This is a genomic window from Plantactinospora sp. GCM10030261 (assembly GCF_042666615.1).
Lineage (GTDB): Bacteria > Actinomycetota > Actinomycetes > Mycobacteriales > Micromonosporaceae > KBS50.
Genome location: NZ_JBHTDD010000059.1, coordinates 1 through 6,538, shown reverse-complemented (window position 1 = coordinate 6,538; position 6,538 = coordinate 1). Strand labels below are relative to the sequence as shown.

The following is a 6,538-nucleotide window of genomic DNA, read 5'->3' as shown; positions in this document are numbered from 1 at the left end:
GCCCGCATCCGCAGCGAACGACAACGACGATGGGGCCAACCCGCCACCCGCGCAGCCTGAACCCAACACCCCGAACGTTGGTGGTCACGGCACTAGCCAACGACCACGTCACAGTCCGCGAAGGGGCGAGATCGCGATGTTCCGCACGATGCTGAAATCCAAGATCCACCGGGCGGTCGTCACCCAGTCCGACCTGCACTACGTGGGTTCGCTGACGATCGACATCGACCTCATGCGCGCGGCCGACCTGCTGCACGGCGAACTGATCCATGTCGTCGACATCAACAACGGCGCCCGGCTGGAGACGTACGCGATCGAGGGACCGGCCGGTTCGGGCGTCATCGGCGTCAACGGCGCCGCCGCCCGGCTGGTGCACACCGGAGATCTGATCATCATCATCGGCTACGGGTTGATGGGCGACGAGGAAGCCAGCTCCTTCGTACCGAAGATCGTCCATGTCAACGAAAAGAACGAGGCGGTTTCGGTGACAGCCGATCCCGCCTTCTGACCGAAGGCGAAGCCGTGCTGGCCGACCGCGCCACTTCCGCCGCAAACCCGTCCACGTTCCTCGGTGCCACCGATCCGCGGCGGGTCGCGATCCGCTTCCTGACCGGCACGGCAGTCACCGAACTCAGCTACGGCACGCTCAATGATCGCGTCGACAGGCTCGCCACCGGCCTGGCGACGGCGTACGACCGGGGCAGCCGGGTGCAGCTCCTGCTCCCCGCCGGACCGGACCTGGTCGTGGCGTTCCTCGCCTGCCTGCGGGCCGGAATGGTGGCGGTGCCGGTGCCGCTCCCGGCCTCGGGTCGCCTCACCCGCGCCGGTGACCGGATAGCGGCCGTCGCCCGGGACTGCGCCCCGGCCCTCGCTCTGGTGGCCGGCGGCGTCGACCCGGCCGGCACGCTGCCGCCGGAGGTGGCGGTCAGCACCGCCGACGACCTCCTCGCCGGCGGGTCGGACACTCCGCCGCCCCCGCTGCCCGCCGGTGCGGATCTCGCGTTCCTGCAGTACTCGTCCGGTTCGACGGGCGCGCCCAAGGCGGTGTGCAACACGCACGCCGCCATCCGGGCCCAGGTGGCGATGCTGGCGGCGATGTTGCCGGACGACGAACCGGTCCGGGTGGTCGGCTGGTTGCCGCTCTACCACGACATGGGCATGCTGCAGCAGCTCCTGTTGCCGGTGTTCACCGGTGGCACCACCACGATGATGAGCCCCGCGGCGTTCGCCGCCGACCCGGCCAGGTGGCTGCGGGCCGCCTCCAGCTACCGGGCGACCTGGATCGCCGGACCGGACTTCGGCTACCGGCGCTGCGCGGACGCGATGACCGACGACGAGGTCGCCGGCCTCGACCTGAGAACCATCCGGTACGCCGCCAACGGCGCCGAACCGGTGCGCGAGAGCACCCTGACGCGGTTCGTGGCACGGTTCGCCCCCGCCGGCCTGCGCCGGGAGGCGATGACCCCGTCGTACGGGCTCGCGGAGGCGGTGCTGTGCGTGTCGAGCAGCCACCGCCCCCGGGGCTGGCGATCGGCGGCGTACGATCCGGGCCCGCTCACCGAGGGCGTCGCCCGCCGCCGGGACGACGGTGGCGGGCGGGTACTCGTCTCCTCGGGCAACTGGTTCCACGACCGCCAGGTGTCCATCGTGGACCCGAACACACGCGCCGAACTGCCGACCGGACACGTCGGCGAGATCTGGGTGTCCGGCCCGGGCCTGCCGGCCGGCTACTGGCGGCAACCCGAACTGTCCGCGCGGACATTCGGCGCGATGACGGCCGACGGCCGTGGGCCGTGGCTCCGCACGGGCGATCTCGGTTTCCTCGACGACGGGGAACTGTTCGTCTGCGGCCGGCTCCGCGATCTGATCATCCTGGGCGGCGCCAACCACCATCCCGACGACATCGAGCGCACCCTGGAACGGCACGTCGACGCCGTCGCCGTCGGCGGCGCCTGCGCGGTCCAGCCGGACGACGACCCCGCCGTCACCGTCTTCGCCGAGGTGGACCGGCACCTCGACGAAACCGCCCTGGCCGAGATCGCCGGCGACATCCGCCAGCAGGTGTACGAGCACCACGAGGTGCCGCTGGACGAGGTCGTCCTCGTCCGCCGATCGGGGCTGCCCCGGACGACCTCGGGCAAGATCCGGCGCGGCGCGACCGCGACGGGTCACCGCGCCGGGCGGCTACCGGTGCTCCACGCCGACCGCGTGAACCGGGTCGCACCGACGACCGACTCCACGCCGACGCTCCCGGCGGTGCACGACACGCTGGCCAACGTGCTCGGGCGGGACCGGCTCGCCCTGGACGCGAGCTTCGCCGACCTCGGGCTCGACAGCGTACGGGCCACCGAATGGGTGGGGGCGCTGTCGAAGGCGCTGCACCGACCCGTACCCGTCTCACTGGTCTTCCGGCACCCCACCCCCCGGCGGTTCGCGGCGGCGCTGGACGCGCCGACGGCCCCCCCGACCACCCCGCCGGCCGCCGCGCACACCACAGACCGGGCCGTCGCGGTCATCGGTGTCGGCCTGCGTCTCGCCGGCGGCATCCAGGACCTGGACGGGCTGGCGGCCCTCCTACGCGCCGGCGGTAGCACCGTCCGGCAGCCGCCCGACCAACGCGCCCGGGACGGGGTGCCACTGACCCTGCCCGGCGGATACCTCGACGCGATCGACACCTTCGACGCCGGGTTCTTCGGCATCCCGGCGGCGTCGGCCGCGGCCATCGACCCCCAGCAACGGCTCATGCTGGAGGTGGCCTGGCACGCCGTCGAGGACGCCGGGATGCCCGCGCACCGGCTGCGCGGCGCCCGGATCGGCGTCTTCGTCGGACAGGGTCACCACGACTACTCGACGCTTCCCCTGCGCCTGGGCCGCCCCGATCTGATCGGCGCCTTCTCCGCCACCGGCGCGAGCATGAGCGCCACGGCCGGGCGGATCGCGTACCACTTCGGATTCCGCGGACCGGCCCAGACCATCGACACCGCCTGCTCCGCGTCCCTCGTCGCGGTCGACACGGCCGTACGCCACCTCACCGACGGCACCTGCGAGATGGCGCTGGCCGGCGGCGTGGGCCTGGCCCTCTCCCCCGACACCGAGCGGGCGCTACTCGACGCCGGCATGCTGTCGGCGTCCGGTCGATGCGCGACCCTGGACGCCGACGCGGACGGCTACGGTCGGGGCGAGGGAGCGGCGCTGCTGGTACTCAAGCCGCTGGCGGCGGCCCAGCGGGACGGCGACCGCGTCCTCGCCGTGATCCGGGGTTCCGCGGTCGCCCACGACGGCGCGTCCTCCAGCCTGACCGCGCCGGAACCCGGCGCGCAGGCCGACGTCATCCGGGCCGCGCTCACCGCGGCGGGACTGCGCCCCGGCGACATCGACGCGGTCGAGTTGCACGGCACCGGCACCCCGCTGGGCGACCCGGTCGAGGTGAGCGCGCTGGCGGACGTGTTCACCGGTCGCCGGTCGCCGCTGTTGCTCGGCTCGGTCAAGACGAACCTCGGCCACCTCGAGGCCGCGGCCGGGGTCGCCGGGCTGCTGCGGGCGCTTGTCGCCCTTCGCGAACAGATCTGGCCCGGCAGCCCCACCTGGAACGCCCCGAACCCGCACCTCGACGGCGTGCCGCTGGACTACCGATTCCCGGCGCGCACCCACCACGCCCCGGTGCGCCGGGTCGGAGTCAGCTCGTTCGGGTTCACCGGCACGGTCGCCCACGTCGTGCTGGAGGCCGCCCCCGACCCGGCGACGACGCGCACCACCGCGGTCCGCACCGGTGACGCCGCGACCGGCACCGGTGCCGGCACACCCACGCCGGCACCGCCGTGGAACGGGTGGGTGCCGGTCGCCGGAGCCGACGTCCACGCCGTCCGGCGCCGCGCCCGGCTCCTGGCGGACGCGCTGAGCGAACTCGACGAGCCCGCTCAGGCCCGGCTGCTCGCCGCCTGGCGCCAACGACGCGACCATCTGCAACCCCGACGCGCGGTTGTCCACGCCGACACCCCGGAATCGTTGCGACGGGCACTGCGGTACCCCCTGACGCCCGGCCCCGCCGGCACCACCGGCCCCCTCGTGCTCCGGCTCGATGCCGCCGCTCCGCTCGCCGAACTGGTCGCCGCCATGGCGACCTGGGTCGGCGGGATCGGGACCGAACACCGCTCCGATGTCATCCGGCTGCTCGCGCAACTCACCCGGCTCGGCCTGCGGCCCGACCTGATCATGGCCGACCCCGGCGAACGGGAGGCGATCGCCCGCCACCTGGGCGCCCCCGGCCTCCCGCCGGTGGTCGACGACGTGCCCCCCGGCCTGGTCATGACCGTCGGCGCCGGCACTCCCGCGCCGGCCGACACCGTGCTGCTCGACGTCACGGACGGCGGACGGTCCGGCGTGATCGAGGCGTACCGTCGGGGCGCCGACATCGACTGGTCGGTGCTGGACCCACCGGTCGGACACGAGCCGCTGCTGCCCCGCTACCCGTTCGCCCGACGCCGGCACTGGTATCCCGTCGACGGCAACCCGGCGCGACTGGACGGCACCCGAGACGGACCACTGACCGCGGAACGGATCCGCGCGGACGTCAACGAACTGCTGTCCCGGAGCGGACCGGACGGTGTCCGGGACGACGCCGACCTCGTCGCCGCCGGGTTGGACTCGGTCGGCATCATGGGCCTGGTCGCCCGGTGGCGGCGGGCGGGAGCCGAGGTCAGCTTCGCCGACCTGCTCTCCCGACCCACGCTGGCCGCCTGGTCCACCCGGCTGCTGACGCCCCCGGACGAGCCGCCGACCACGGCCCTGCCGGCGGTCGACGAGGACGCCTGGTTCGACCTCACGCCGGTGCAACGGGCCTACCTCGTCGGTCGAGATCCCGAGCAGCCGCTGGGCGGCGTGGGCTGCCACCTGTACGCCGAGTTGGACGGGCACGGGTTGGACGTGGCGCGACTCGACCGGGCGGCCCGAGCCCTCGTCGCCCGGCACGGCATGCTGCGGGCCGAGTTCGACCCGGGCGGCCGGCAACGGGTCCGCGACACCAGTCCCTGGCCGGGTGTGACGGTGCACGACCTGCGGGACTCACCAGCCGAGCGGACCGCCGCGGAACTGACGGCCATCCGTACCCGACTGTCCCACCGCCTCCTCGACGTCAGCACCGCCGAGGTCTTCGACCTCACCGTGAGCCTGCTCCCGGACGGCGCCCACCGGCTGCACCTCAACCTCGACCTCCTGGTCGCGGACGCCCTGAGCATCCAGCTGCTGATGAGCGACCTCGCCTCGCTCTACCTGCGTCCCGAGGTGGACCTGCCGCCGATCGGCCTGACCTTCGCCGGCTACCTCACCGCCCGACGCGGCCGGCCGGAACGGATCGACCGGGATCGCGAACACTGGCGACAGCGGCTACCCGACCTCCCCGGCCCACCACGCCTGCCCATGGTGGAACCGGCCACGACGCAGACGCCCCGGTTCACCCGCCGATCGGGCCGGGTGAACCCGGAGGCGTGGCAGGCCATCGTGGCTCGCGCCCGCGAACACGCCGTCACCCCGTCGGTCGCGCTGGCCACCGCGTACTGCCTCGTGCTCGGACAGTGGAGCGTCGAGCGGCGCTTCCTGCTCAACCTGACGCTGTTCGACCGGGAGGAACTGCATCCGGACGTCGCCCGGCTGGTGGCGGACTTCACCAACATGGTGCTGCTCGATGTCGACACCGCGTCGGCGACCGGGTCGGCGGCCAGCTTCGCCGCGACGGCACGAGCGGTGCAGGACCGGCTACGCGAGAGCCTCGCCCACTCCGGATACAGCGGGGTCGAGGTGCTCCGCGACCTCGCCCGCCAACGGGGACCGCACGCGGCGACCGCACCCGTGGTGTTCACCAGCAACCTGGGGCGCGACCTGGTCGACCCGGACGTCCGGGAGGCCTTCGGCCGGCGCGGGGCCACCGTGTCCCAGACCCCGCAGGTGTGGCTGGACCACCAGGTCACCCAGGAGGCGGGGGGTGTCGACCTGGCCTGGGACGCGGTTGAGGGGTTGTTCCGTGCCGGGGTGCTCGACGACATGTTCCACGCCTACCAACACCTCGTGCACTGGCTCGCCCACACCGACTGGACCCAACCCCCACCACCCCTGACCCCCACCACCCACCTCGCCATCCGCGCCGCCGTCAACAACACCACCGCCCCCATCAGCGGCCACCTACTCCACCAACAGTTCTTCCACCACGCCCAACACCAACCCCACCACCCAGCCATCGTCGGACCCGACGGCACCCGCACCTACCTCCACCTCGCCCACCAGGCCCTCACCATCGCCGGCTGGCTCACCCACCACCACCTACAACCCGGCGACACCGTCGCCATCACCCTGCCCAAAGGCCCCGACCAGATCGCCGCCGTCCTCGGCACCCTCGCCGCCGGCGGCACCTACGTCCCCATCAACCCCAACCAACCCGAACACCGCCGCCACACCATCACCACCACCGCCGACATCCACCACACCCTCGACCACCACACCATCACCACCGCACTCCACCACCCCCACCCCCTCCCCGAACCCATCC

2 protein-coding genes are annotated in these 6,538 nt (G+C 73.3%); both read left to right on the top strand.

Annotated elements, in window-relative coordinates:
* Positions 1-136 precede the first annotated feature (136 nt).
* Entirely contained in the window at positions 137-508 is a 372-nt protein-coding gene (panD, locus tag ACFQUZ_RS32280; RefSeq protein WP_377449081.1) for an aspartate 1-decarboxylase, read from the top strand.
* Positions 509-522: 14 nt separating this feature from the next.
* Positions 523-6,538, top strand: a 6,016-nt coding sequence (locus ACFQUZ_RS32275) for an AMP-binding protein (RefSeq protein ID WP_377449079.1), incomplete at its 3' end; no start/stop codon positions are given.